Origin of the sequence: Paenibacillus sp. 2TAB23 (assembly GCF_052115165.1) — a bacterium.
Taxonomy (GTDB): Bacteria; Bacillota; Bacilli; order Paenibacillales; family Paenibacillaceae; genus Pristimantibacillus.
On sequence record NZ_JBFRGD010000010.1, the window covers coordinates 34,776 to 61,374 of the forward strand.

The window sequence follows — 26,599 nt, forward strand, 5'->3', positions numbered from 1 at the left end:
GGCATTATAATGATAACCAGTAGTTCAGACGTCAACAGCTGTCTCCCAAAATAACGCTTGCCTTAAAGTGTACTCTAAGCTTTAGGATGAGGAAGAACCAGCCGATTCCGACTGAAAATAACCGATAAGGAGCGATCCGACCAATGGCATTCACGATCAAAGAAGCTTCAGAGCGGCTTGGTTGCCCGGCTCATACGATTCGTTTTTACGAGAAGGAGGGATTGCTCCCTTACATTAGGAGAGATAAGAACGGGAATCGACTGTTTGAACAAGATCACCTAGATTGGATCCGGCTGATGACATGTTTCCGGGCGACAGGGATGAAGCTGTCGTTGCTGAAGGAGATGGTGGATCTTGCGCTCGATGGTGATTCCACGATTCCGCAGCGCAAAGCGATCTTGAACCAGTACAAGGAAGATTTATTTCGCCGCCAGAACGAATTGGCCGTAGCGCTCGACGCCGTCAATAACAAACTGTCGATATACGAAGACATCGAGAAAGGGAGAATCCCTTCCGAGAGCCAGTTGTTAATCAAGATGGAGGAGTCAGAGCGATCAAACATAGAATGAGGGATTAACAAATGCAGCAAAGAATTTTGGGCAATAGCAATATCCTCGTCTCTACGATCGGACTGGGAATTATGGGAATGTCTCCAGGCATTTACGGGGAGACTAACGACGAACAGTCGATCCAAACGATCCATCGCGCTTTGGACATAGGGGTCACGATGTTCGATACCGCGGACGTGTACGGGAACGGGCATAACGAAAAGCTGCTCGGCCGTGCTCTTCAAGGGCGCCGCGAGCAAGCCATTATCGCCACCAAGTTCTCGTACACCCCAAATTACGAGAGCATCAGTGGCCATCCTGATTACGTTAAGAAAGTAGTGGAGGATAGCCTTCGCCGTTTGAATACGGACTACATCGATCTATACTACCAACACCGCGTCGATCCGCAAATCCCGATTGAGGAGACGGTCGGAGCGATGGCAGACTTGGTCAAGGCAGGCAAAGTTCGGGCGCTCGGCTTGTCCGAGGCTTCTGCGTCCACCATTCGCCGCGCTCATGCCGTGTATCCGATCTCCGTGCTAGAGAGTGAGTATTCGCTCTGGAGCCGTGATATCGAAGAGGAAATACTCCCTACCGTAAGAGAGCTGGGGATTACCCACGTGGCCTACAGTCCACTGAGCAGGGGCTTTATCTCCGGCGAGCTTCGCACTTTCGAGGATCTGGCCGCCGACGATCTTCGCAGATGGATGCCGCGGTTCCAAGGAGACAACTTCCAGAAGAACATTGAGGTTGTCGACAAGATTAAGGAGATCGCGATGGAGAAGAACTGTGCACCATCCCAATTGGCCATTGCCTGGACGATTGCCAACGGGGCGCTGCCTATCCCGGGTACGAAGCGTATCAAGTACCTGGAGGAAAATGCGGCCGCGGCTGATATCCTTCTAATGAAAGAGGACCTCGAACGAATCGATCAGGTCAGCCCCAAGAATGTCGTTCACGGCACGCGTTATATGAAAGAACAGATGACGCTGCTCGACGGCTAGACTATAATCAGAAGAAGCAATGGTCCACGGGCTCCGTGGACCATTTGCAATTGGATATTGTCTCAGGAGGCTGGCAGCCATGAACGCTCGTTTTACAGATCGAATCAAAATCGCTTCAGGCTTCTGGACGAGCCTGAGAGAAATCGCATAGAACCCATTGACGTTGCGCGCCAATTGAATCTTCCGACAACTATAATTAACGGACCGGTCGTACCGCCAGCTAAATAACGAATGAATATATAAGTGAAATGGATGAATTGGACATGGGGATAATTTATACCGAAATAATAACGTTACAAGACGGAAGCTGAAGAGCAACCGTCTTTTATTTTGTCTTCAAGTCGACACGGACATGCAAATGGTCGACCTGGTATCACGAAAAAGTCGACATTCTGTTGGATGATTGAATGGGGAGTAGTTTAAGATATGTCTATAATGGGGTATCATGTGCTTTTGAGACATTAAGAGGAGCGATCTCGATGACAAGCAGTATTTTTCGACTCACATGGAATTCTATCCGACTCAAGCTGGTTCTTGGCTTGCTGCTGATCACGCTGCCAACCGTTGCGTTCCTTATTTATAACAACGACTACGCAATCCGCGTCGTCCACAATCAGGTTGCGGAATCTAGCCGCAGCCTAATCTCGTTGTATATGGCCCAAATCGACAATGACTTGAACGACGTCGATAAGTATTTGACGAACCTCATCGTGAATGACAAGGATCTTCAGGAATTGGAGTACAGGAACACGGAGCAGGACCGTATCTTGGCCAAAGTACGGCTGGACAACAAGATGAAAGGCGACATCACAACGTTCCAGTCGATCGACTCCCTGTTCGTCTATTCGACTCACGGTCAGGATTATCTCGAGGTATTTCAGGATATGGGTAATTTGAATGAACGGGAAATGGCAAGAACCTATATTCGGGACTTGCTCAGGGATCTTCAGCATACGGGAGAGTTCAACATCCGTACTTGGTACGTCAAACCAATAGGTTCGAGCTACTATTTGTTCCGGGTGTTGAAGACAAGCGATGCGTATGTGGGTGCCTGGGTGAATATCGAGAATCTGTCGATTCCACTTAGCCTACTGAACCTGGGAGAGCGGGGACTTTCGCTGTTCGCGATGGAGGACGGCACACCGATGACCCATGCTGATGTCGTGTGGGAGAACGGTATCGAATTGGACGACAACCCGCAGCGGTATTATTTGTCGGGGGAAACTCAACACTTCTTGGTCGTCGGAGGGAAATCAGTCAAGGGAGATTTCAGCTTAATCGCTCTCATTCCGGACGAACAAATTTTGGAGAACCTGCCGTATCTTCGGCGGATCGCTACCATGATCCCTGCTGTTGCGTTCATCCTGGTGCCTGCTTGTCTGCTGCTGCTTCGGAAGATGGTGCTAAGGCCGCTCAATCGGATCATGGCGGCCATGAAACGAATCGGGGAAGGGAATTTGAACACGCGCATCGATCCCTTTCCGACTTCTAACGAGTTTAGACTCGTGAACGAAACGTTCAACCAGATGATTAAGCAGGTCCAGGAGCTGCGAATCAACGTATATGAAGAGCAGCTAAGCAAGCAGAAGGCCGAGCTTCAGCACCTGCAGCTGCAGCTAAATCCGCACTTTTTCTTGAATTCCTTGAACATCATCTACAATCTGGCGCTAGTTAAGAATTATGCGCTCATACAGGAGATGGCGCTCAGCCTCGTTCACTATTTCCGCTATATGTTTCAAAGCAATTTGACGTTCGTGCCTCTGAAAAATGAGCTGCAGCATGTCCGCAATTATATTCGCATCCAGGAACTGAGATTTCCCGGCAAGCTCAACTTTGAACTGTCGGTTCCTGATTTCCTGCTGGAAACGCGGATTCCGCCGCTGATCGTCCAGACGTTCGTCGAGAATTCGATCAAGCATGCTGCGACCGTCAGTTCTTTGATCCAGAGCGCCGTCCGGATTGATATGGACGAATCCCGCCCGGAACCGCGGCTTTTGATCGAGATTCGGGATACAGGCAAAGGCTTCGCGGAGGAGATCTTGGTGCAAATTCGAGCTGGAAAACGAATAGAGGACGAACAGGGAGAGCATATCGGCATTTGGAACGTGAAGCGGCGGCTTGGCTTGCTATATGGAGATGAAACCTTTATATCGTTCTCGAACGCGAAGCCGTCGGGAGCGATCGTTGAGATACGGCTGCCCTTGAACCCGGAAACGTAGAAAGGAGAATCACGAACATGTCACGATTACTGCTCGTAGACGATGAAATTCATGCAGTGGAAGGCATTAATGCGGCTGTGGACTGGGAAAAGCTTGGAATCTCCGAGGTGCTTACCGCTTATGACATCCATCAAGCGAAAGAAATTTATAATGCAAATAGCCCCATAGATATTATGCTTTGTGACATCGAAATGCCCATGGGCAGCGGCCTGGAGCTACTCGCTTGGGTCAAGGAGCATTCTCCCAATACGGAATCGATTTTTCTGACCTGCCATGCGGATTTCCATTACGCCAAGCAGGCTGTCCAGCTCGGAAGCTTCGATTATTTGCTGAAGCCGGTGCCGATCCCCGAACTGGAAAGCGTCATCGCCAAAGCGATCAACAAAAATGCCGAGGAAAGTAAAAGAACAGAATACAGTCAATACGGCCAGTATTGGCTGCAGCATCAGCCGCTGCTCATTGAAAGGTTTTGGCTGGACATCTTGAACCGGTCAATTCCTTCCCGGCCAGATATGATCCGCATTGCCGCGGAGGACCGGAACATCCCCTACACAGAGCAAATGAGATTCGTTCCGGTTCTAATCGTGGTGAAGCGGTGGCACAAAAGCTTGAATAAGCGAGACGAGAAAATTCTTGAGTACGCGCTCCGGAATTCCGCCGAAGAAATGCTTCTGAAGCTGGGCAGCTACGGACAGCTCCTTCCCATAAGAAAGGGTAGCTTGATCGCCATCCTGTCTTTCGAGTCATGGACGGACAACGAAACGCAGCGTCTGAGGCAAAGCTGCGAGGCTTTCATTCGCTCGTGCCGCCAATACTTCTATTGCGATCTGAGCTGTTACTTCGGCCATCCGGCCCAAACATACGAATTACCAGCAATGACCGATCGGCTGCAGGTGCTTGACCGAAACAATGTAGCGTTAGATAACCTCGTCCTTTTGCTAGACTCGCAGCTAGACGTGCAAGCAGCCGCGCCGGCAGCCCTTAACGAGCCGGAGCTGCAGGTATGGTCCCTCATGCTGGCGGAGGGTTCCCCAGAGAAGCTTGCGGCAGAAGTCGATCGCTACTTGAACGGATTGACCCAGGTCGCTAAGCTGGATGCAAAGCGGTTGCACCAGTTCCACCAGGATTTCCTGCAGATGGTGTATTCTTTTTTGCAGTCGAAAGGCATTCAAGCCCGTCAGCTGTTTGGCGACGACGAGTCGATGGAGATGTCGCTGCATGCTTCTCGTTCGGTTAAGGATATGATCGATTGGAGCAGCTATATCGTCGCCAAAGCAATAGAATACGTCCGGTCGATCGAACGATCCGCGTCCGTCGTCGGCCGAGCGGCAAGCTACGTTGCCCAGCATTTGGACAAGTCGTTGACGCGGGACGACATCGCCAAACATATCTATCTGAATCCGGATTACCTGGACAGAATGTTTAAAAAAGAGACGGGGGTGTCCGTCACGGAATATGTCGTCCGGGAGCGGATGGACGTCGCCCGGCGATTGCTGAGCAACACCAACCTCCCTGTACATGCGGTCGCGCTGCAGGTCGGATTCACGAATTTCTCGCATTTCGCGCGAATTTTCAAGAAATATACAAGCCGCAATCCGCTCGAATTCCGGCATGAAGAACAGAACCGTTTCGATGGCTGATCCTAGAATTGATAGAGGTCGACCACATGACATGCGTAAGTCGACATCTTGGTAGTTGGCGTTTCTTATAGAGTTTAAGATGAATGTAGATTCGATGAGGAAAAAACAGCCGAAGGCCGAGCAGACCGCGTCGAATCTATATTACAGAAACGGGGGAGTAACATGAAACGGAAGTTAAGTTTGATCAGTGCATTAATCGTCATTACACTTTTGCTAGCTGCATGCAGTTCGAACGAAGATTCGAACAAAACGGCAAGCCAGACATCAAACGGATCGGCTGCGAGCGAGGAAGCCGAAGATCCTTACGAAATGACAGTAGCTTACTTCGAATTCGGCAGCGTGCCGAAGGACCAATTGCTCGTGGAGGAAGAAATTAACAAGATTACGAAAGCCAAGATGAATACGACCGTGAAATTGCTTCCGATCAGTATCAGCACCTGGCAAAACCAGGTCAACCTGATGTTGACGAGCAACGAGAAACTGGACTTGATGCCGCTCTTCGGAACCACGTACGCGAATCAAGTTGCAAAAGGCCAATTGGTCGAGCTTGACGATCTGCTTGCAAAGCAAGGGACGGGGATCATAGAAGCGCTCGGTCCGGATTACGCGAACGCGGCCAAAGTCAGCGGTAAAACCTATGCCGTACCGACCATCCGAGACCTCGCCCAAAGCTACGGCTTCCAGATCCGTAAAGATTTCGTGGACAAATACAATTTGAATCTAGATCAGGTCAAGAAGCTGGAGGACCTGGAGCCAATTCTCAAGACGATCAAGGAAAACGAACCGACCATGATTCCGTTAGTCAACAGCGCCGGCCAGTCTCCGATCGGTCCGATCAGCACGCGGGATTCGCTCGGCGACGATATGGGTGTGCTGCTGAATAACGGCCAAGACTTGAAGGTGGTGAACTGGTTCGAAACAGAAGAGTACGCTGCCATTCTGAAGAAGATGAGAGAATGGTACCAGGCCGGATATATCGGCAAGGACGCAGTCACCAACAAGGAGTCCACGTCAGACCTCATCAAAAGCGGCAAAGGCTCCGGCAACCTGGCAAACATGAAACCGGGCTACGATGTCCAGGAAACCCGTCAAGCCGGCATGCCGATCGTTTCAGTCGAGATGATGCCGCCGGTCGCGAAGACGAGCACGGTCACGAACGTCATGTGGGGAATCGCGAAAAATTCGAAGAACCCAGAGAAGGCGATGCAATTCCTGAATCTGATGTATACCGACAAGGAAATCGTTAATCTGCTGGATTGGGGAATCGAAGGCAAGCATTATGTGAAAGTTTCCGATAACGTCATTGATTATCCGCAGGACGTAAACGCAGGCAGCGTCGGCTATTCGGGTACGGGATGGCTATTCGGCAATCAGTTCCTGTCTTATATCTTCAAGGGAGACGATGAGCAGCTCTGGGAGAAGATGAAGGAGTTCAACGAGAATGCAATCAAGTCCAAGGCGCTTGGATTTACGTTCGATTCATCCCCAGTGAAGACGGAATTTGCCGCCGTCACCAACGTGCTCAGCCAATACCGAGTCGCGCTCGAATGCGGGGCTTTGGATCCTGACAAAGCGCTCCCCGAATTCATCGCGAAGCTGCAGGACGCGGGTATCGACAAGGTTATCACCGAGAAGCAGAAGCAGCTGGATGCTTGGGCAGCCTCGAGCGGCCAATAAAACCGCTCTTTGAAGCATCTGCAATCCAATCAGTTGCATGGCTGATTGGATTGCAATCTTTCCAGCCTCTACAACAATGAAGAAAGGGTAGTGAACATCATGGGCTCTACGGCCAAACGATGGAAAAAATTCGCTCCGCTGTTTCTGCTCATGCTCCCGGGACTCGCGTATTTGATCATCAACAACTACCTTCCCATGTTCGGGATGATCATCGCCTTTAAGGACTTCAATTACACGGGCGGCATTCTAGGCAGCGATTGGATCGGATTCAAAAATTTCGAGTATCTGTTCAAGACTTCGGACGCCTACATCATTACGCGGAACACGATTCTGTACAACAGCTTATTCATCGTCATCAATACGGTCGGGGCGGTCGGATTTGCGATCCTTCTGAATGAAATCAGGAAAAAGTTTTTCCAGCGTTTCTATCAGAGCGTCATCATCCTGCCTCACTTGATCTCGATGGTCATCGTCAGCTATATCGTGTACGCCTTGCTCAGCAGTGATACGGGACTGATCAACAAATCAATTCTCCCGTTGCTCGGCGTAGAAGACATCTCGTGGTATTCCAGCAAGGAATACTGGCCGTATATCCTGACAGCTGTGAACATCTGGAAAGGCATCGGCTATTTGAGCGTAGTCTATTTGGCATCGATCATAAGCATCGATCCCGAATATTACGAGGCTGCCACCCTCGACGGCGCTTCGAGATGGCAGCAAATCCGTTCCATCACAGTCCCACTTATAACGCCGGTCATCACGATGATGACGCTGCTGGCGATCGGACGCATATTCTACTCCGACTTTGGTCTGTTCTATCAGGTACCGATGGACTCGGGCGTCCTGTCGGAGACGACGAACGTAATTGATACGTACGTTTACCGGGCGCTGATGAATTTAGGGGATATCGGCATGTCGTCGGCCGCGGGCGTCTATCAATCGATCGTCGGGTTCGTGCTCGTGATCCTATCCAACTATGCAGTCCGCAAATTCAGCAAAGAAAATGCTTTATTCTAGACGGAGGTGACAGAAAGTGGCATACGAAAGCAGATTTGTCAGATGGATTGCCCATGCCATACTGTTGGGTTACTCGGTCGTTTGTCTTATTCCCTTTATACTGCTTGTCATATCCTCGGTATCGAGTGAAGACAGCATCATCCAGCACGGCTATTCGTTTTTCCCGAAACAATTCAGCAGCCAGGCGTACGAATACCTGTGGGAGCACTGGGGAGAGCTGGGACGCGCGTACAGCGTGACCGTGTTCATTACGGTGTTCGGCACCGCGGCTAGCCTCGCCATGACGTCGATGCTTGCTTACCCGATGTCGAGGCAGGATATCCCGATGAAGAATTTTTGGGCGTTCCTCGTATTTTTCACGCTGCTGTTCAACGGAGGGCTTGTCCCGTCCTATCTAATCTACACACAGGTGTTCGAGATCAAGAACACGATCTGGGCGCTGATCGTGCCGGGCCTTCTCATGAACGGCTTCAACGTGCTGCTTGTCCGAACGTTCTTTATGACTTCGATTCCGCCTGCTTTGATCGAAGCCGCTCAAATTGACGGAGCGGGAGAGATCAAGACGTTCTACAAAATCGTCCTCCCGCTGTCGATGCCCATCATGGCGACTATAGGCTTGTTCGAAGCGATTCTTTATTGGAACGACTGGTTTAACGGAATGACGTACGTAACAGATCCACAGCTTTTCAGTATTCAGAATATTCTGAATCGTATCATTTCGGACATCCAGTTCTTGTCGAGTAACAGCAACCTTACCTCGACTGCTAGTGGAGAGATGGCGGAGCTGCCGAGCACGTCCGTCCGGATGGCGATCGCCGTCATCGGGGTGCTTCCGATTCTGATCGCGTACCCTTTCTTCCAGAAGTATTTTATCAAGGGTATTACGATCGGCGCTGTGAAATAAAAGGTTGTTCAAGGCAAGTAGACCTAATCGAGGAGTAGTGATTGATGATCGGGATTTGGAACGCGAGACTTAAGCTGCACGGGTCAACAGTGAAAATCATTTTTTCGGTGGAGGAGAATGAAGGGTACAGGCTGACCTTAAATACGGAGCCGACTCCATCCTTCATCCAGCCAATGGACGCGGTCGTCGAAGGTAGCCGCCTGAAGGCGTCTGGATTTACTTTTTTTTCAAGCGATCCTGTGAACGTCTCGCTTGAATTCGAGGGAGAAACGTTCCGCGGCACGGTCACGATGCCGTTTGCGGGAGAGCAGCAAGTAAGCGGAGAGAGGGGGCGTGGCGGGTCCTTAGCGGAGGAGCTCATCCCTCTTGTGGCGCCGTACCGGAAATCGGACGTAAAGCCGCGGTCGGACGAGGACATTCGCAGGGAAGTAGACCGTTTGCTAGCACGGATGTCCATCGTGGACAAGATTGGCCAGATGAGCCAGATCGGGGCGTCCGACTTCTCCTTCGGCGCGGACGTAGAGTCCGAGCCTCCGGAGAAAATGGTGGCGGAAGGGAAAGCTGGATCAATTCTCGGCGCCTTCGACAGTAAGCGGGTGTTCGAGCTGCAGAAAATCGCCATCGAGCAGTCGCCGCACGGTATTCCGCTCCTGTTCAACGTAGACGTCATCCACGGCTACCAGACGATTTTTCCCGTGCCGCTCGCCTGGTCGTGCAGCTGGGACTTGGAAGCGATCAAAAAAGCTTGCGCCATCGCGGCCAAGGAAGCGTCGGCTTCCGGAACGACGTACAACCACGGCCCGATGGTCGATATCTCGCGGGATCCCCGCTGGGGTCGCGTTGTCGAAGGAGCGGGCGAGGATCCTTACTTGGGCGCGCTGATCGCGAAAGCCCAGGTGGAAGGCTTCCAAGGAGACAGTCTGTTCGACCACGAGACGATTATCGCCTGCCTGAAGCATTTTATCGCCTATGGCGCAGCGGAAGGCGGGCGGGATTACAACACGGTCGACATCTCCGAGGGAACGCTGCGGAACGTCTACTTGCCGCCGTTCAAGGCGGGAATTGATGCGGGAGCCGGCTCGGTCATGAACGCATTCAACGTCTATCAAGGCGTTCCGGTCGCGGGAAGCTCCGAGCTGTTGAAAGACCTGCTGCGGGACGAACTCGGCTTTGACGGAATATTGATATCTGATTACGGGGCGATCGAGGAAATCTCTATCCACGGCGCGGCCCAAGACACGGAAGAAGCGTCCAAGCTGGCCATGAGCGCGACAATGGACATCGAGATGGTGACGCGATTGTACGCGAAGCATCTGCCCGGGTTGATTGATAATGGTCTTGTGAAGGAAGAGCAGCTGGATGAAGCGGTTCGGCGCATTCTGACTTACAAGTATAAGATCGGCATCATGGACGATCCGTTCCGGTACGTGCAGCCGGAGAAAGAGATTGAGTACCACTTCAGCGCGGTGCACCTGGGAGCGAGCCGAGACCTCGCCCGCAAGTCGGTCGTCCTGCTCAAGAACGACGGTGTGCTGCCGCTTGCGAACGGCGGACAAAAAGTCGCGCTAATCGGACCGTTCGCGGACAACAAAGATCTGCTTGGCCCCTGGCAGTTCTCCCGATACGGCATCGAGACGGTCACCGTGAAGGAAGGGATTGCCGAGAAAGGATTGAATCGGGACCGTCTTCTCGTTACCGCGGGCTGCGGAGTCGACGGAGAAATCGAAGGCGGGTTCGAGCGGGCGATCGCCTGCGCGAAGGAGGCGGATGTCGTCATACTGGCTCTAGGCGAGGACAGCAACATGTCGGGCGAAGCCGCGTCACGGGCGAACATTGAGTTGCCCGAGGTTCAGCAGCGGCTGGCGCAGGAGATCGTCAAGTTGGGCAAGCCGACGGTGCTCTTGCTCGTGAACGGCCGCCCGCTCGTGCTCGATTGGTATGAGCGGAACGTGGGCGCGATCGTGGAAACGTGGTTCTTAGGCTCGCAGGCCGGCCATGCGATCGCCGATGTGCTGTTCGGCGACTACAACCCTACCGGCAAGCTGACGATGAGCTTCCCCCAGCATGCGGGCCAGGTGCCGATTTATTACAACCATTTCAACACTGGACGTCCGGTCACGCCGGAGAACAAGCACATCAAATTTATTTCCAAATACTTGGATTATCCGAACGAGCCTCTATATCCGTTCGGCTATGGACTCAGCTATACGACGTTCGAGTATTCGGAGCTTCGTCTGGATAAGGCTGAGCTGACACGTTCCGGCGAGCTGATCGCGAGCGTCACCGTAACCAACGCCGGCAATCGCGCGGGAGAAGAGACCGTCCAGATGTACATTCAGGATGTGCACGGCAGCGTCGTGCGGCCGGTCAAGGAGTTGAAGGGCTTCCGGAAAACACAATTGGAGCCGGGGGAAAGCCGCGATGTCACGTTCACCATCACGGAAGAGAATCTCAAGTACTACCTGCCGGACCGCAGCTTCCGCGCGGAGGTGGGGGCGTTCCGGCTGTTCGTCGGACCGAACTCAAGGGACGTAAAAGAAGCGGCGTTCCAGCTGCTGGAACGCTGATATCGAAATAACGGGGAGGATAAGAAATGGAACGCGACTTGAAGAAATTAATTTCACTAATGACGCTGGAGGAGAAAGCCGGCATGTGCTCCGGGCAAGACTTCTGGAGGCTCAAAGGGATTGAGAGGCTCGGCATCCCGTCGATCATGGTGACCGACGGTCCACATGGCCTGCGCAAGCAGAAGGAAGGCGCAGACCACCTCGGCTTTCTCGATAGCGTGCCGGCGACCTGCTTCCCTTCCGCGGCCGGCGTGGCCAGCTCTTGGGACCGCGAGCTAATCGAGAAGATGGGCCAAGCGCTCGGCGAGGAGTGCCAGGCCGAGGACGTGGCTGTCCTGCTGGGGCCGGGTGCGAATATCAAGCGTTCGCCGTTGTGCGGAAGGAACTTCGAATACTTCTCGGAGGATCCGTTCCTGTCCTCCGAGATGGCTGCGCAGCATATCCGCGGGGTACAAAGCCAGGGCGTCGGCACGTCGCTGAAGCACTTCGCCGCCAACAACCAGGAGCATCGCCGTATGACGTCCGATTCCGTCATAGACGAGCGGACGCTGCGCGAGATTTACCTTGCGAGCTTCGAGGGAGCCGTCAAGAAGTCGCAGCCGTGGACGGTTATGTGTGCCTACAACAAAGTGAACGGGACGTTCGCTTCCGAGAACGACTATTTGCTGACGGACATTCTGAAGAATGAATGGGGGCACGAGGGTTTCGTCGTGTCCGACTGGGGGGCCGTCAATGAGCGGGCGGACGGCCTCTCCGCTGGTCTCGAGCTTGAGATGCCGCCGAGCGGCGGGGGCGACCGTAAGATCGTCGAAGCCTTTCGTGCAGGGAAGTTGCCTGAGGAGAAGCTGGACAGGTCAGTTGAGCGGATTCTTCGGATTATTTTCAAAGCAGTGGACAGCAAGAAGCCGAACGCCAGTTACGATCCCGAGGTACATCATCGGCTTGCCAGAGTTGTCGCACGGGAAAGCATGGTGCTGCTGAAGAACCAAGGCGGCTTTCTTCCGCTGGTTAAAGGAGGAAGCATCGCTGTCATCGGGGCGCTGGCTGCCAAGCCAAGGTATCAGGGCGGCGGAAGCTCGCATATCAAACCGACGAAGCTGGAAGACATCCGGGAAGAGATTGCGAAATCGGCCGGTGGCGGGGCACAGGTCTCCTATGCTCAGGGCTACGACCTGGATACTGATGCTTCAGATGTAAAGCTGGTCGAAGAAGCGGTCCGTGCCGCGGCGCAAGCTGATGTTGTCGTTCTGTTCGCAGGCTTGCCGGACCGCTACGAATCGGAAGGGTACGACCGGACGCACCTGCGCCTGCCGGAAAATCAGGTCGATCTGATCCAATCGGTTGCCGCGGCGCAGCCGAATCTGGTCGTCGTTCTCAGCAACGGCGCGCCGGTGGAGATGTCTTGGATCGGAAGCGCGAAGGCGGTGTTGGAGGCGTACCTGGGCGGCCAAGCGCTCGGCGGCGCGATCGCCGATCTGCTGTTCGGGGACGCGAACCCGTGCGGCAAGCTGGCCGAGACGTTCCCGCAGCGGCTCGAGGACAACCCGTCCTATCTATTCTATTTCGGCGAAGGGGACCGTGTGGAATACCGGGAGGGAATCTTCGTCGGGTACCGATATTACGACACGAAGAAAGTCGAGCCACTGTTCCCTTTCGGTCATGGCCTCAGCTACACGACATTCGCTTACTCTGATCTTTCGATCGCGAAGAAGGAGATCCGCGACGACGAAACGCTGGACGTTGAGGTGAAGGTGAAGAACACGGGGAATCGCGCAGGCAAAGAAATCGTTCAGTTGTACGTCCGCGACGTAGAGAGCAAGGTGATCCGACCGGTCAAAGAGCTGAAGGGCTTCGCGAAGGTGGAGCTTGCGCCGGGCGAGCAGAAGAACGTGACGATTAGGCTCGACAAGCGATCGTTCGCCTTTTATGATGTCGAGCGGAAGGATTGGCGCGTCGAAACGGGCGAGTTCGAGATTCTGATCGGGAAGTCCTCGCGGGACATCGTCCTATCGGATACCGTTCGCGTCGAATCGACGACGCCCGTCCGGTCGAAGGCGAACCGCAACTCGACTGTTGGAGATTTGCTCGCGGATCCGGTGACGCGGCCGATCATCGCGACCATCTTGCAGCAGCGGAATCCGGTTGTCGCTGGAGGAGAGGGAGCCGGCGATGCGTCGGACATGATGGAGGCGATCATGAAATACATGCCATTGCGAGCTTTGATCGCGTTCAGCGGTGGGGCCATGACGGATGAGCACCTCGAGGAGATCTTGGCGCAGGTGAACGGAGAAGTCGAGTAAATCTCTTCTGACCTGTATGACCGGCGAGCGCAAGGCCAATTTTTGGAAGGTGTTGACTAGAAGACAAACGAGAAATCTATTCGCGTGAGACAAGGCCATTTCATTCTTAACTCATCGTATAAATACTAAAGGAGAAAAAATTCATGACATTCCCACAATTAGTAAAAGAAAATGGAGTCTTTAACCTTTATGTGGATGGTAAACCCTACATCGCACTAGCCGGCGAAATTCATAATTCCAGTTCATCTAATTTGAATTACATGAAGGAAAAGGTATGGCCATATCTCAAAGGCTTAAATCTGAATACAGTCATCTTGCCGATTTATTGGGAATTAATTGAACCCGAACAGGGCAAATTCGACTTTCAACTGCTAGATGGAATCATCGAACAAGCTCGCGAAGAGAATGTGCGTTTGGTGCTATTGTGGTTCGGATTATGGAAGAATGGGATTTCAAGTTATGTCCCAGACTGGGTTAAAAAGGACTTTAAAAGCTATTTCCGAGCTGTATATAAAAATAATGAACCGTCTGACACCATCTCGCCGTTGTGCGTAAGTGCGGTAGACGCTGACGCGACTGCTTTCTCGCAGCTTATGAATCATTTGAAAAAGGTAGACAGCGACCAGCATACTGTAATCATGGTTCAAGTGGAGAATGAAATCGGTTTTCTCGGCAGTGATCGGGATTATTCCGAACATGCGAACGCCGAATTCAATCTTCCTATCCCTGCCGAGGTTGAATCCCTTTATGGTATTAGCGGTACATGGGAGGAAGCCTTCGCGGAAAACGCAGCAGAATATTTTATGGCCTATCATTATGCCCGATCCGTCGAACGAATTGCTAGCGCCGGTTCCAAAGTCTACCCATTGCCGCTATTTGTTAACGCTTGGTTGGAGCAATTTCCTTGGAGTCCAGGGTCGTACCCGAGCGGGGGGCCGATTGCAAAGGTGATGAAGTTGTGGAAGGCAACGGCACCGACCATTTGTTTGTATGCGCCGGATATTTATTTGCCCAATTTCGCCGAGGTTTGCGAGGAATATACGGCTAATAACGATAACCCTCTTTTCATACCCGAAGCTAGAAGAGATATTGCATCGGCTACGAATGTATTTTATGCGCTCGGTAAGCATAATGCACTTTGTTTTGCGCCTTTCGGCATAGAAGATTTCCTAGCTCCACCCTCGGATGACGATGCTGGAATTGATTTTGGCATTATGATGGCTCTTAATATAGATTTTTCCGCTTTTATGCTAAATGGAACTGGACCTTATCTTGCACGCAGTTATGAGCTGTTAGGAAATATGTTGGGAATTATACAAAAATACCGCGGAACAGGCAAAATGACGGGATTTCTTCAACATAATGATCAGGGGTGCATATTATCCTCATCGAAATACGATTTGAAAGTGACCTACACACGTGCGAAAGAAGGGAAACCGATTTCCGGAGGTCTGGTGATAGAGGTCTCGGATCATGAATTTATTATGGCGGGGATCGGATTTTCAGTTGAGTTTTTACCGAAACGTGGAGAATCGGGTAAGGTAGGTTTTATCCGAATTGAGGAAGGAACGTTTGTGAAAGACGAATGGGTACGAGGCCGTGTACTTAATGGTGACGAGGCAGCTTATAAGTTGAGAGTTGGGAGTAATCCTGCCGCATTGCGAGTGGAGATGTATCAATACCGATAGTGGACCGGCATAAGCCAAAACAAATATAAATTACATCATTTCCCAGAAAACGGATCATTATTGAACTTCTCGATGATGAAGATCATGTAATTACATCAACAAATATCGCAGAATCGGACAAAATAGTATCATGGCAGTACTATATGCTAAATATGACAGCAAATTGCTTCTTATTTTTATTCTGACTTGTTTTCGGATGAAGAAATGGAATTAGCAGTAGGGTCCTAGAAAGAGAATTTGTTATTCCAATCATGAAAGTATAATAGAACTTCGTTCATTGTTTTCGAAAGATGGGTATCGGAGAGTTGAATTTGCAAGTAAATTGAGTGGATCAAAAAGACAAATCGATTAGCAAGTGAAAAAGGGAAGGCAAGTTGTACTGATTGGAAACTCCACAATTTAAGGTAATCCTTTGTGGTTAAATGATAATAAGCGGCCTGTAGTGAACTGTGACCCCGTTAGTGGACACATAATAAAAAATGTTAAGCCGAAAGTAGATGGCTCCTGTATTCGTCAAGCTCACTGAAAAAGTCCATGCTTTAACACAGGATGCCTTTCCTCCTTTTTTTGGAAGAAGGGTATCCTGTGTTGCTGTATACTTGTTGGATTCATTTCAGGTGGTGTCACGAATGATTTCAAACCAACAATCTCTTAACCTCAGCCCATATATGGAAATTTACGATATAGTAGGGCCTAAAGATAATATTCTCCGCCAAATTAATGACCTTGTTGATTTTTCTTTTGTTCATAAAGAATTACAGAATAAATATTGCCTCGATAACGGTCACAATGCAGTGCCTCCCATGCGTATGTTCAAATACTTACTACTAAATCGATTTTTGATTTGTCTGATGTGGATGTCGACGGGTATGATGCAGCATCTTCCCCGGGTCTAATTGGCATGCAAATGCAAGGTGCTATGGCCATATTCGCGGTCAATCTCAAACGAATCATAACCATCATGAAGTAAACAAGTAAAAGAGAACAATGGGAAAGGCGACATTTCGTTCAAAATTGAACAAAATGTCGCCTTTCTCATTTAACATACGTTTTATGAAATGAGAATGCTGGTGGTTACAACTTGCTCAATTCAAATAATATATCTTCTGGCTCAAACCGATTCATAAAATCCGGATTAACGTATGCGGAACGGACGGATCCACTCTCGTCAATCATAAATGTCGAGGGCACCGGCAGAATCCAACGGTTTGTGGCGTTGTATTCCGCTAGATTGAGACCTATGTTCTGCTGAAATACGTCCTGTATGTAGTCYGGCACGTCGTAAAGGATACGGTACTTCGTCGCAACCAATCCGTTTCGGTCGCTGAGCACATGGAAGCGCAGCTCATCCTTCTCCGTTTGGGACAGTGTAGCATCCGGGCTTTGCGGACTGATCGCGATCAGTTGAGCACCTAGCTTTTCTATCTCAGGCAGCACTTGCTGATAGGACTTGAGCTGCCTGCTGCAGTAAGGGCACCAGCCTCCGCGATAAAAAGTTAAAACGACTGGGCCTTTGGCTAACTCATCATATAAATTGACTGCTCGACCAAGTGCATCCTGCAGGGTGAAATCCTTGGCTTTCTGTCCAATCTGCAGACCAAACGGGTCAGCAGATTCCTGTTGCTCCCGGATTAACCGTGACAAAGCGGCCTGCGCATCCAGCGGCGTATGAGGATCAAACGCCTTCTTCATTTGCGCTAATTCCTGATTTAAGGTCATCGTCATTCTCCTTTATATTAATTATTCGTCTTCATAAACCCAATAAGCAGAAAGAGGATGCCGATCGCGATGGAGAGGTAGCCAGCAACTTTTCGAACAGGACCACTCCATCTTGCTAATTTGCTCAGAATGGAAATGGAAAAGACTGCTACGACCACGAGTATCACGCCTTTCCCTAACGAATAGGTCGTCATAAGTAACGCTCCGTGCAGGGGGCTTCCCTGAAGTGCGATATAACTAATCAATGCAAAAAAGATGGGAATCGCGCAGGGCGAAATGACAAGTCCATAAGGAATCCCTAGCTTGAAAGCGGCAAAGTTGCTTTGCGGGAGTTGTGGTCGGTTTAACGACTTTTGGAAAGCAGGCATTGCGAATGAAATGACACCAAGCAACTGCAACCCGGCTAATATGTCAAAGACGGGCGGAACCCAGGTTAGTAGGCGATATTTCTCAACAGAGGGCAGGAACTGTTGGCCGAGCAGCGCAATGCTCAAACCAATCAACACCGAAGTGACAACCATACCCAAGATAAAGTTGACAGCGATCCGAATGGCTTTTCTTTTATCGCCGGAGGCTCCTTTTTGTACATAATCCGCAAACATTGCAAGCACGGGCAAATAACATGCTAACACCGCGCTTACGATTCCGACGATGAACACAAGAATGTAGGTAGAGACGGAAATTTCGCCTGTAATCGTAAAATGATATAAATCTTCCATTTGTTTCTCCTTCTATCCGGTGAATTTATTGATGTAACCTTTCATACACACGTTCACGAAGTTTAGGCAGTGAAGGCAAAGTGGCAAATTCCGCTTTCCCATTAATGAGAATCGCTCCGGCGCTGAAAATGTTCAGTTCCTGAAGACGTTCAAATTGATCGACCACATGTAACTCCCGATACTCGATTTGCGGAAATTCCGTCGCTACTTGCTTCACTGCCTTTATCGCTTTTTGACAGATGGAACAACCCGGTCCAGCTGTAACAACCTCGATTAACAAAACAACTCCTCCTTTTTTTCCATTCTGATAAACATCCTCCGTACATAAGGAAGATTTGTTTTTATTATAAAGACCGGGCTGTTAAATCCTTGTTAAGTCAATAAAGCTCCGAAAGACGCCATGATTCTTCTAGTTTCGTGAAAAAATGTGTGATATTCTAATGTCATTGTCATGGAAGGAAGGAGTGGTTATATGCGAATCCTCATTGTCGAAGATGAGGAAGACCTTTCACACGCATTAGCCAAGGGTTTAAGGAGAGAAGGTTATGCAGTGGACATCGCTGATGATGGTATAACAGGGTGGGAGCTCGCGGATACCAATGAGTATGATGTTATTCTCCTCGACATCAATCTTCCGGAGTTGGATGGTATTTCACTTTGTCAACGAATACGCCAGTCCTCGAACCATAGTGATGTTTTTATTCTCATGCTGACAGCTCGCAGCCATGCGGACGAAGTAGAAGAAGGACTAGATTCAGGTGCGGATGACTATCTCCGTAAACCGTTTATGTTTAATGAATTGCTTGCTCGCATTCGGGCACTCCTTCGACGGAGTTCGTCCGTGAGAAGCACCCTCCTGCAGTTCGATCCGTTTACCCTCGATTCGAAGAAAAAGGAAGTCAGGTTCGAGAATGTTCCTATCTTTTTGACGAAAAAAGAATTCGGGTTACTCGAATACCTGATGCTGCATCCGGGCGAGGTTATTTCGTCGGAAAGGCTTCTTGAGCATGTCTGGGATATCCATGCGGATCCCTTTTCTTCAACGGTTCGGGTTCACATCAATTCTTTGCGCAGAAAACTTTCCTCTCATAAACCAGGGGCAGGAGAAGAGTATATTCAGACCGTTCAAGGATATGGGTATAAGTGGGCTCTAATCCATACAAAGAAAGAGGAATCGACATGAGGTCTTGGAACCGCTTTTCACTTCGCGCAAGATTGACGTTGTTCGCAATTCTTTTTTTGGGGATTTTGATTTCCCTTTATGTGGGTATAGACACATTGTTATCCGTTTACAAGTTCATACCGGAGATGCAGGGGAGACTCTTAAGTTTGCTAGTCGTATTGGGAGGCATGGTTCTCAGCGCGCAGTGGCTTGCAGTGATTATTCTGAAGCCTGTCAAACGGATGAGCGAAACCGCTGCTGGAATAACGGCAGACACCCTGCACCAACGGCTGGAGATTGACCAGCTTCATGACGAATTGAAGAAGTTAGGGATGATTTTTAATACGATGTTGGACGGGCTGGAATATTCTTTTAAACAACAGGCCCGTTTCGTTTCCGCTGCCGCGCATGAATTACGAACGCCGCTTTCCATTCTGCGCACGAATCTTGAAGTAGCCGGTGACAGCGATGGCATTGATCCAAGTGAATGGAAAGATTACAGGGCGATAACAGAGCGGACGCTTGCGCGACTAGAGTCATTGACGGAGGATTTATTGCTGCTTGCTGATGGCACTTATGATCGGGAGCAAAACAAGGACAAGGTTGTGGAGCTTGCCAATATTCTTGCGGAGGCAATTCTTTTCATGAAACCGATGGCGGTCAAATACGGGGTAACTCTTCTGTTGGTGGAGCCCTGCGCTGCTTTGGTTAAGGGGGAAGAAAGCTTCTTATTCCTGGTATTTCGAAATCTGTTGGACAATGCCATCCGGTATAATCGGCTTAACGGGAGCGTTACGCTGGAGGTTTCGAAGGAGGATGAACGGGTTGTGGTTAGGGTTTCGGACACGGGGAAGGGAATTTCCGCTCCATCAAGGAAGTTGGTTTTCGAAAGGTTCTACCGGCTGGACTCGTCACGGGCACGTAGCTATGGTGGTGCTGGTCTAGGTCTGTCGATTGCCCGCCATTTGCTTGCCATTTTCCAAGGCACCGTTGAACTGGAGTCGAGCTCCGAATCGGGGAGCGTGTTTAAGGTCACGTTGATCCAGGGCTAAGAAGCTGGAATTTCATTTTAATTGATTAAAGAAAGTTGCGTTTATGTAAGTAAACAAAATTATCTTTATACTCCATGCCAATGAAAGCAGGATCAACCAGAAAGAACTGGCTAATCTCATAATACGAACGGGCAGCAATCAACTCTATAGTCGATATAAGTAGGGCTTCTATGTTCACGCAAAACATGAATGAAGGTTGTTTACGGAGTGGATAAGTACTTTGTTTGCAAGCTTAACAGCATTAACAACAAACTGGTTTTATCCATTGTTGGGGTTACAGTCTTCGCATTATTTATTGTGAGTATGGTCGTTGTACTCAAAGTAAATGAACAAACAGAGCGAGATTTTACTCAGTCTATGGAAGCACAACTCAGCGACGCGGATGCCAGTATTGACAGCTTTTTTTCCGAGGTAGAATCTAATGTACATATGATTACCAACCTTACTTTGTTAAAGAATGTGGATAAAAGAATCACAAGCTATATTGATTTAAAGGGGGTTGATGGTAAAGTCCCCATGAAGCCGCTTGAAGGAGATCCTTTGGAAGTAGAGGTTTACCATACGTTCAAATCTTTTGTGAGCTCACATTCTACGTTATTAGCCTCAAGCTTGGGAGTGGAAGAAAATGGAGGTTTTGTCCAATTTCCCGAGAATGACCGTGATGAAGGCTATGATGCGAGGCAAAGATCGTGGTATAAATTGGCGATGACGGATCCAGATCAAGTCCATTTTTCTGATGCTTATACGACATCAAGCGGAAAACTAGTTATTTATGCTGCCAAAGCTATAAAGGATGATCAAAATACTGTTCGTGGTGTATTGAGTGTCGATATGGATTTGGCGAGCTTATCTCAAAAGTTGAAAACTCGCAAGATCGGGAACACAGGCTATATCGTTCTTATGGACGGATTGGGGAATATTATTGCGCACCCCAAGGATGAGCAATTAATCTCGACGAATATAGCCGATATTGGAATTAAACAATTAGAGAATATTGAGCAGCTGCCCAAAGATCCTTTCGAGACCAAACTGCAAGATGGCGATAACTATGTTCTGCGTGTTATACCAGCCTCGAACGAAGCTATAAATCTAAATTATTTGGTTTATGTTAAAAAAGATGAGTTCTCTCAAAGCGCTAAACAAATAACGAATATCCTTTTTGTAGTGATGTTTCTGGTTGTGATCCTTTCTATAATCGTTGCTTATTACGTTTCCAATAAAATATCCAAACGCATTAAGTTTGCATCATCTCACTTGAGGCTGCTAGGAGATGGAGATTTCACGAATGAGATCCCAGCTAAGTACTTGCGTGCTGGCGATGAGGTAGCGGATATTATGAGAGATACTGATCAAATGCAGATGAAGCTTGTCCATTTAATTCAAGATATCGCTAAAGCCTCGAATCATGTGGCCGCATCCTCAAAAGAATTAATGGATGCAAGCTTACAGTCTGCAGCTTCAACGAATGAAGTGGCTCGAACGATTGAGGAAATTTCTAGCAGCTCCGGCGCACAAGCTGAGGAAACGGAACAAGGAGCTATTCATATCAATGAAATTAGTAATTTGATTACGAATGATCAGAGCAACATCCATGATTTGAATGCATCTGCAGCAGAAGTCGACTCCATCAAAAATAATGTAATGGAAACGTTACAGGCTTTGATAGAGCAAACATCAACTAGCCATTCGGCGGCAAAGGATGCTTCTATTATTATAGTCAACACAAATGAAAGTGCTGTGAAAATAGATCAGGCAACCAAAATGATAAAAAGTATTGCACAGCAAACGAATCTTCTTGCCTTAAATGCTTCCATCGAGTCTGCGAGAGCAGGTGAATATGGCAAAGGTTTTGCGGTGGTTGCACAGGAAATAAGGAAGCTTGCAGAACAATCCAACCTTTTTACAGAAGAGATTGCAATCGTTATTCGTGATCTTACAAAAAATACAGAATACGCTGTGCAAAAGATTCATGAGGTTGAGCAGACGGTTCAATCACAAACAGAGAGTGTCCATCATACAGATGAGCAAGTTGAAGGCATTGCTTTGGCCATCGATAACATGAAGCAAGTTGTATCTCATATTAATCAATCTTCAAAACTGATAGAAATTAAGAAAAATGAAATTATCGGCGTTATTGAAAATCTGGCAGCCAGCTCGGAGCAAAATGCAGCAGGAACGGAAGAGGTTTCTGCAGCAATGGTCGAGCAAACGGTAGCCATGACGGATATATCCAGTGCTAGTGAACAGCTTGCTTCATTGTCAGCAGAAATGCAGAAAAGTATTGATAAATTTAAGTATGAGTAAGTAAACGATCATTAAAGAATTAAAAGAAGAAGCACTTGCCTAGGCAAATGCTTCTTCTTTTTTACAGTCAATGACATTGTGAGGAATCCGTATTACAAGTAGCGGTAAAGCATACGATTTCATTAAGAATAAAACCTAAAGGATCCTCTTTATCAAATGCAAGTTCCGGCTCGTAATAAGAGCTCCTCGGGATTTGTAGGACGCGGCACATTGCTGATACCGAGTATTTATGGGCATTAATACGAATCACATTAACTATTGTCCCATGATCAGCGCGGCTTGCTTTAAATATAGTCTCCATTTTCATTCGTTGGTTTTCCTTACGTAAAGCATGGAGTTCGTTATCTTCGGGGGTACGATTGGCTTTCTCGGAAAGCGAACTTGACCGCTCGCTTTGTTGAATCCAGCGGTCAAGAGCAGATATCTGTCCTACTTACTGTAGGCGATCCAAGTATTTCAATTCGAAGAAGTAGGATTAACAACGACGCGTTTGCTTTGGTGACATCAAAGTTGTGACTACACCCGTAGAAGACTGTGTGGCGTGATCTTCGGACAGGGGTTTGAAATCCCCACTTCCGCCAAACTTATCAGAGGAGACACCTTGTTAGGTGTCTTTTTTTGCATTCGCGGAATACACGGCGGTTAGAGTGGCATTCATTGAAAATGCCGATATATGCGATAATTTCTTCATATAGGACAATAGTTTATATTCATTATTATAACTTATATAATATGTACTAAATTTAATATATAAATTTTAAAATAACCTAAGTATAATATACACAAATATAGAGGGACGGTAATGAAAAAATGGCAAAGGAGGCATTGTTCAATGTTTACCTCCAAAAAGTGTGAACTCTTTCTGCAGTAACTGCTCCCTGCGTATTTATCGGCCCATCTATGTAATTTATCATTGTTCGATCATAATTGCAGCTTGAATGTCATCGTGGGAATGTCCTTGACACCTTTATGGGGTCTCTAATCCATTGTGCATGATTATCTTTTTAGCAATATTGAAAACGGTACCAAAAAGGGGGGGGTTATTACCATGAAAATGTCTGGTTATGTGGAGGTATAATCGTTAATCAGGTTCGGCATGGAACTTTGCGACCGGGCAATCGGATCTTGTCTGAAGGTGAATTGATGAATCAGTATCATGTGAGCAGTATTACGGCAAAGAATGCCTTTCAAATCGTATAGAAAGTGGGGAATCGTATGGGCAAAACTTTTGTGAATCCATTACTATTGCATGGCGCCGATCCTTGGATGTATAAACACGGAGACGGAACCTATTATTTTATGGTTACAAGAAGAGATCGTCTGGATCTATGGAGATCAGACAATATAACGAATATCGCCAACGGTGACAAAAAGACAATCTGGATCCCGGAAGAGACCGGAATCAAAAGTAAAAATCTTTGGGCTCCCGAGATTCACTATATTAACAAAAAATGGTATATATACTATACGGCGAATGACGGAAGCGGGGATAGTACTCGTAAAATATTTGTCCTTGAAAATGAAGGAGAAGACCCTTTTGAAGGAACCTGGACGGATAAAGGTTCTATTAATACAGAATATGCTGGCTTGGACGGTACGGTATTTGAACATATGGGCAATTTATTTTTCCTATATGCGGGATATGGCCATTTTCCGGAGTATGGGTCTGCGATTTATATAGCAAAAATGATTAATCCTTGGACATTAGAAGGAGAAAACGTCCTGATAAGTAAACCTACGGACCCATGGGAAATGCAAGGTGGCATGGCGATTAATGAGGGCCCTGTAATTTTGAGAAACAATGGAAAAATATTTCTTGTTATCTCGGCTAGCACTTGTTGGTCTGATGACTATTCTCTAGGTATGCTGACGTGCTCTGAACAGGATGACTTGATGAATCCAAAATCTTGGATAAAAGCCCCAAGTCCAGTATTCCAAAAGAGCATAGAAAACAAAGTGTTCGGGCCTGGACATAATAGTTTCGTTAAATCACCTGATGATAAGGAAGATTGGATAGTCTACCACGCAATCTCAGTGTCAGGCGCAGGAAGTGCGCATCGAAGTACTAGGGTACAAAAATTCGGATGGGATGAACAGGGTAATCCCGATTTCGGAATTCCGGTCCCGGTCGATCATCCTATTGATGTGCCTTCTGGCGAATAATGCAATCGACTCAAAGGTAGATAGGGGAGAGATAATATGATGCGTTTGGCGCTATTTGGGGATTTGCATTTTTTTAATAACAAATTTGTGCAAGGAAATGAAGAACTGCTAATGGCTAAAGAGAGTTTCTATGAAAAATATTTGCAAAAGCTATTGGAAATCGAAGCAGACTTACACATCTCCCTTGGTGATTTGACCCACATGGGAACGGAAGAAGAATTCGAAACCGTATATCAGTATATTCGTAACTCCGGCATATCATTTCGCCAAGTGCTAGGGAATCACGATGCATATGAACTACCTAAAACTAAACTTCAATCTTTGATAGATCAACCATTGAACGATGTATTTGAAACCAATGAGGCTCTGTTCGTGTTTGTGGATACGACTAGAGAAATGGACCCGAAAGATTATAGCGGTCATCTTAATGCGGATCAATTGGAATGGTTGGAGGCACAAATGCTCGTTTCTCCATCAAAGCCAATGTTGGTTTTTGCCCATCATCCCCTATATAACACGACAACCGGGTCATTGGATGAGAAGATGCATATTGATCCGACCATTGATTTGCGAGCAGTTTTACGGAAAAGACAAGGAAACTGCTTTTACTTCAACGGCCACAATCACGTGCACTCCATTGTAAGGGAAGAACAATGGAACTTTATTCAAACTGCTGCAGGCTTGTGTCATCCTTCCATACGCATCGTGGAAATCGATAAGTCTGAAGTTCGTACCCGAATAGTAGCCATCGAGGATGAAGAAATAGTAAGTGCTGCGCAGATCCTATATGATAAATTACCTCTTTATCATCGGCCATTAAATGCATGCGGGCAAGATGCGGATCGGGATCATATCATGTTGTTTTAGTGGCACATTTCGTGCTACTTGTTATATGAAATACTAGTATTTCTCAACTGCCAAATTCGCACGTTTACTCACTCAGCCCGATGCTATTCATAAATTCATAATAACGGAGGAAAAGACTATGAAAATCAGAGGCGTAGCGCATAGGGGTTATCCGGTGAGATTGCCGGAAAACACATTATCTTCCTTTCAAGCGGCTATTGACTTGTCATTTACACACTTGGAACTGGACGTCCATTTGTCCAAGGACGGCGTGCCCGTGCTGATGCATGATTTTGCCATTAACCGTATGACGGACGGACAAGGATTGATTCGCGATTATACGTTGGAGGAACTAAAAAGGTTCCGAGTAAAGGAGATAGAAACGATCCCGACACTGGAGGAAGCGATGAAATTGCTCAAGGGCAACATTTCTGTGCTTATCGAGTTAAAACAAACCGGAGACCGGTATCCGGGGCTGGAAGAAGCGGCACTGGATGTTATTCGCCGTACGGATACATTGGACCAATCGAGGATCATCGGCTTCGACCATTTTTCCATAGCACGTACTAGAGAACTTGATTCTGATATTGAATTGGGATTGATTTGCAACGGCAGTATGCCTTACGTTTTCCCGTATATGAAGGAGATCCGCTGTACGTATCTCGGGGTGCACAAACAATTCATGACGCCGAAATATGCGGAAATGATTGCTGAGCACGGCATTGAATCCGGCCCTTGGCCGATTGATACGATTGAGGATATGGAGTCAATTGCAAAGAATTATCCTACATCTTTGATCACAACTGATAATCTGGAGGTTTGGGCGGATTTTTATCGCAAACATCCCGAATTACACATTTCTTAAAATGACGTTTACAAGCACATGAATAACCTATTTAACTGTGTAAAGGATAACCTTTTTTGATGAAGGTTGTCTTTTTTTTGAGCAAGTGGGCATCAGGGAGTCATCTGCTTCATTGATGAAAAATCCAATTTATTGGTAAACAACAAACAAACTACACTGTAACAGCTTAATATCTTGCTCGCGTGATCACGCTCTATATCACCGA

19 protein-coding genes and 2 pseudogenes are annotated in these 26,599 nt (G+C 48.1%); 17 read left to right on the top strand and 4 right to left on the bottom strand.

Translation table 11 applies throughout. The features are described 5' to 3' along the window. Window positions 1–143: 143 nt before the first annotated feature. The 11 genes and pseudogenes from AB4Z29_RS15705 to AB4Z29_RS15755 all read left to right on the top strand — a co-directional run. Window positions 144–569 carry a MerR family transcriptional regulator gene (locus tag AB4Z29_RS15705; RefSeq protein ID WP_441943978.1) on the top strand — a complete coding sequence of 142 codons (426 nt, stop codon included), beginning with the start codon at window positions 144–146 and terminating at the stop codon, window positions 567–569. Between the two features lie 11 nt (window positions 570–580). After that, complete coding sequence (locus tag AB4Z29_RS15710) at window positions 581–1,552, top strand: aldo/keto reductase (protein ID WP_441943979.1); 972 nt, start codon at window positions 581–583, stop codon at window positions 1,550–1,552. Between the two features lie 479 nt (window positions 1,553–2,031). After that, complete coding sequence (locus tag AB4Z29_RS15715; RefSeq protein ID WP_441943980.1) at window positions 2,032–3,771, top strand: sensor histidine kinase; 1,740 nt, start codon at window positions 2,032–2,034, stop codon at window positions 3,769–3,771. A gap of 17 nt (window positions 3,772–3,788) precedes the next feature. Continuing rightward, window positions 3,789–5,411, top strand: a complete 1,623-nt coding sequence (locus tag AB4Z29_RS15720) for a response regulator transcription factor (protein ID WP_441943981.1) — start codon at window positions 3,789–3,791, stop codon at window positions 5,409–5,411. A gap of 162 nt (window positions 5,412–5,573) precedes the next feature. After that, complete coding sequence (locus AB4Z29_RS15725) at window positions 5,574–7,088, top strand: extracellular solute-binding protein (RefSeq protein WP_441943982.1); 1,515 nt, start codon at window positions 5,574–5,576, stop codon at window positions 7,086–7,088. A 99-nt stretch (window positions 7,089–7,187) separates the two neighbouring features. Then, window positions 7,188–8,105 (top strand): ABC transporter permease, encoded by a 918-nt coding sequence (locus AB4Z29_RS15730; protein ID WP_441944154.1) that lies wholly within the window; start codon window positions 7,188–7,190, stop codon window positions 8,103–8,105. Window positions 8,106–8,121: 16 nt separating this feature from the next. Beyond that, on the top strand, window positions 8,122–9,009 hold the full coding sequence (locus AB4Z29_RS15735; RefSeq protein ID WP_441943983.1) for a carbohydrate ABC transporter permease: 888 nt from the start codon (window positions 8,122–8,124) through the stop codon (window positions 9,007–9,009). Window positions 9,010–9,053: 44 nt separating this feature from the next. Beyond that, entirely contained in the window at window positions 9,054–11,576 is a 2,523-nt protein-coding gene (locus AB4Z29_RS15740; RefSeq protein ID WP_441943984.1) for a glycoside hydrolase family 3 N-terminal domain-containing protein, read from the top strand. 26 nt (window positions 11,577–11,602) lie between these two features. Continuing rightward, the gene (locus tag AB4Z29_RS15745; RefSeq protein WP_441943985.1) at window positions 11,603–13,876 is read left to right on the top strand and encodes a beta-glucosidase; all 2,274 of its coding nucleotides are present in this window, start codon (window positions 11,603–11,605) and stop codon (window positions 13,874–13,876) included. Between the two features lie 143 nt (window positions 13,877–14,019). Then, on the top strand, window positions 14,020–15,564 hold the full coding sequence (locus tag AB4Z29_RS15750; RefSeq protein WP_441943986.1) for a GH35 family beta-galactosidase: 1,545 nt from the start codon (window positions 14,020–14,022) through the stop codon (window positions 15,562–15,564). A gap of 629 nt (window positions 15,565–16,193) precedes the next feature. After that, window positions 16,194–16,426, top strand: a pseudogene (locus AB4Z29_RS15755) (IS5/IS1182 family transposase); the annotation flags it as partial. A 212-nt stretch (window positions 16,427–16,638) separates the two neighbouring features. Here AB4Z29_RS15755 and AB4Z29_RS15760 read toward each other — a convergent pair. The 3 genes from AB4Z29_RS15760 to AB4Z29_RS15770 are packed head-to-tail and all read right to left on the bottom strand — an operon-like array spanning window position 16,639 to window position 18,282. Further along, window positions 16,639–17,283, bottom strand: coding sequence for a peroxiredoxin-like family protein (locus AB4Z29_RS15760; RefSeq protein WP_441943987.1), 645 nt, complete (start codon window positions 17,281–17,283; stop codon window positions 16,639–16,641). A gap of 17 nt (window positions 17,284–17,300) precedes the next feature. Beyond that, the gene (locus AB4Z29_RS15765) at window positions 17,301–18,002 is read right to left on the bottom strand and encodes a cytochrome c biogenesis CcdA family protein (protein WP_441943988.1); all 702 of its coding nucleotides are present in this window, start codon (window positions 18,000–18,002) and stop codon (window positions 17,301–17,303) included. A 25-nt stretch (window positions 18,003–18,027) separates the two neighbouring features. Then, window positions 18,028–18,282 (bottom strand): thioredoxin family protein, encoded by a 255-nt coding sequence (locus AB4Z29_RS15770; RefSeq protein ID WP_441943989.1) that lies wholly within the window; start codon window positions 18,280–18,282, stop codon window positions 18,028–18,030. Window positions 18,283–18,474: 192 nt separating this feature from the next. On the opposite strand from AB4Z29_RS15770, the gene AB4Z29_RS15775 reads away from it, so the two are divergent. The 3 genes from AB4Z29_RS15775 to AB4Z29_RS15785 all read left to right on the top strand — a co-directional run bounded on the left by AB4Z29_RS15775 (window position 18,475) and on the right by AB4Z29_RS15785 (window position 22,520). Further along, on the top strand, window positions 18,475–19,185 hold the full coding sequence (locus tag AB4Z29_RS15775; protein ID WP_441943990.1) for a response regulator transcription factor: 711 nt from the start codon (window positions 18,475–18,477) through the stop codon (window positions 19,183–19,185). Next, window positions 19,182–20,216, top strand: a complete 1,035-nt coding sequence (locus AB4Z29_RS15780; protein ID WP_441943991.1) for a sensor histidine kinase — start codon at window positions 19,182–19,184, stop codon at window positions 20,214–20,216. Before AB4Z29_RS15775 ends, AB4Z29_RS15780 begins: the two co-directional genes overlap by 4 nt. 207 nt (window positions 20,217–20,423) lie before the next feature. Then, complete coding sequence (locus AB4Z29_RS15785) at window positions 20,424–22,520, top strand: methyl-accepting chemotaxis protein (RefSeq protein ID WP_441943992.1); 2,097 nt, start codon at window positions 20,424–20,426, stop codon at window positions 22,518–22,520. 172 nt (window positions 22,521–22,692) lie between these two features. On the opposite strand, the pseudogene AB4Z29_RS15790 reads toward AB4Z29_RS15785, so the two are convergent. Continuing rightward, window positions 22,693–22,941 (bottom strand): annotated as a pseudogene (locus tag AB4Z29_RS15790) (IS3-like element IS655 family transposase); the annotation flags it as partial. Window positions 22,942–23,735: 794 nt separating this feature from the next. Between AB4Z29_RS15790 and AB4Z29_RS15795 the strand changes: the two are divergent. The 3 genes from AB4Z29_RS15795 to AB4Z29_RS15805 all read left to right on the top strand — a co-directional run bounded on the left by AB4Z29_RS15795 (window position 23,736) and on the right by AB4Z29_RS15805 (window position 26,394). Further along, window positions 23,736–24,683 (top strand): glycoside hydrolase family 43 protein, encoded by a 948-nt coding sequence (locus AB4Z29_RS15795; protein ID WP_441943993.1) that lies wholly within the window; start codon window positions 23,736–23,738, stop codon window positions 24,681–24,683. A 36-nt stretch (window positions 24,684–24,719) separates the two neighbouring features. Then, window positions 24,720–25,550, top strand: a complete 831-nt coding sequence (locus AB4Z29_RS15800) for a metallophosphoesterase family protein (RefSeq protein WP_441943994.1) — start codon at window positions 24,720–24,722, stop codon at window positions 25,548–25,550. Between the two features lie 118 nt (window positions 25,551–25,668). Continuing rightward, window positions 25,669–26,394: a glycerophosphodiester phosphodiesterase gene (locus AB4Z29_RS15805; protein WP_441943995.1), complete on the top strand. Its 726-nt coding sequence runs from the start codon at window positions 25,669–25,671 to the stop codon at window positions 26,392–26,394. The last annotated feature ends 205 nt before the right edge of the window (window positions 26,395–26,599 follow it).

What these genes read in the sequence shown, in the direction of transcription:
- AB4Z29_RS15705 (WP_441943978.1), top strand. Translation starts at nt 144, where the DNA reads ATGGCATTCACGATCAAAGAAGCTTCAGAGCGGCTTGGTTGCCCGGCT.
- AB4Z29_RS15765 (WP_441943988.1), bottom strand. Translation starts at nt 18,002, where the DNA reads ATGGAAGATTTATATCATTTTACGATTACAGGCGAAATTTCCGTCTCT.
- AB4Z29_RS15780 (WP_441943991.1), top strand. Translation starts at nt 19,182, where the DNA reads ATGAGGTCTTGGAACCGCTTTTCACTTCGCGCAAGATTGACGTTGTTC.
- AB4Z29_RS15730 (WP_441944154.1), top strand. Translation starts at nt 7,188, where the DNA reads ATGGGCTCTACGGCCAAACGATGGAAAAAATTCGCTCCGCTGTTTCTG.
- AB4Z29_RS15720 (WP_441943981.1), top strand. Translation starts at nt 3,789, where the DNA reads ATGTCACGATTACTGCTCGTAGACGATGAAATTCATGCAGTGGAAGGC.
- AB4Z29_RS15750 (WP_441943986.1), top strand. Translation starts at nt 14,020, where the DNA reads ATGACATTCCCACAATTAGTAAAAGAAAATGGAGTCTTTAACCTTTAT.
- AB4Z29_RS15775 (WP_441943990.1), top strand. Translation starts at nt 18,475, where the DNA reads ATGCGAATCCTCATTGTCGAAGATGAGGAAGACCTTTCACACGCATTA.
- AB4Z29_RS15795 (WP_441943993.1), top strand. Translation starts at nt 23,736, where the DNA reads ATGGGCAAAACTTTTGTGAATCCATTACTATTGCATGGCGCCGATCCT.
- AB4Z29_RS15740 (WP_441943984.1), top strand. Translation starts at nt 9,054, where the DNA reads ATGATCGGGATTTGGAACGCGAGACTTAAGCTGCACGGGTCAACAGTG.
- AB4Z29_RS15710 (WP_441943979.1), top strand. Translation starts at nt 581, where the DNA reads ATGCAGCAAAGAATTTTGGGCAATAGCAATATCCTCGTCTCTACGATC.
- AB4Z29_RS15805 (WP_441943995.1), top strand. Translation starts at nt 25,669, where the DNA reads ATGAAAATCAGAGGCGTAGCGCATAGGGGTTATCCGGTGAGATTGCCG.
- AB4Z29_RS15725 (WP_441943982.1), top strand. Translation starts at nt 5,574, where the DNA reads ATGAAACGGAAGTTAAGTTTGATCAGTGCATTAATCGTCATTACACTT.
- AB4Z29_RS15800 (WP_441943994.1), top strand. Translation starts at nt 24,720, where the DNA reads ATGATGCGTTTGGCGCTATTTGGGGATTTGCATTTTTTTAATAACAAA.
- AB4Z29_RS15715 (WP_441943980.1), top strand. Translation starts at nt 2,032, where the DNA reads ATGACAAGCAGTATTTTTCGACTCACATGGAATTCTATCCGACTCAAG.
- AB4Z29_RS15745 (WP_441943985.1), top strand. Translation starts at nt 11,603, where the DNA reads ATGGAACGCGACTTGAAGAAATTAATTTCACTAATGACGCTGGAGGAG.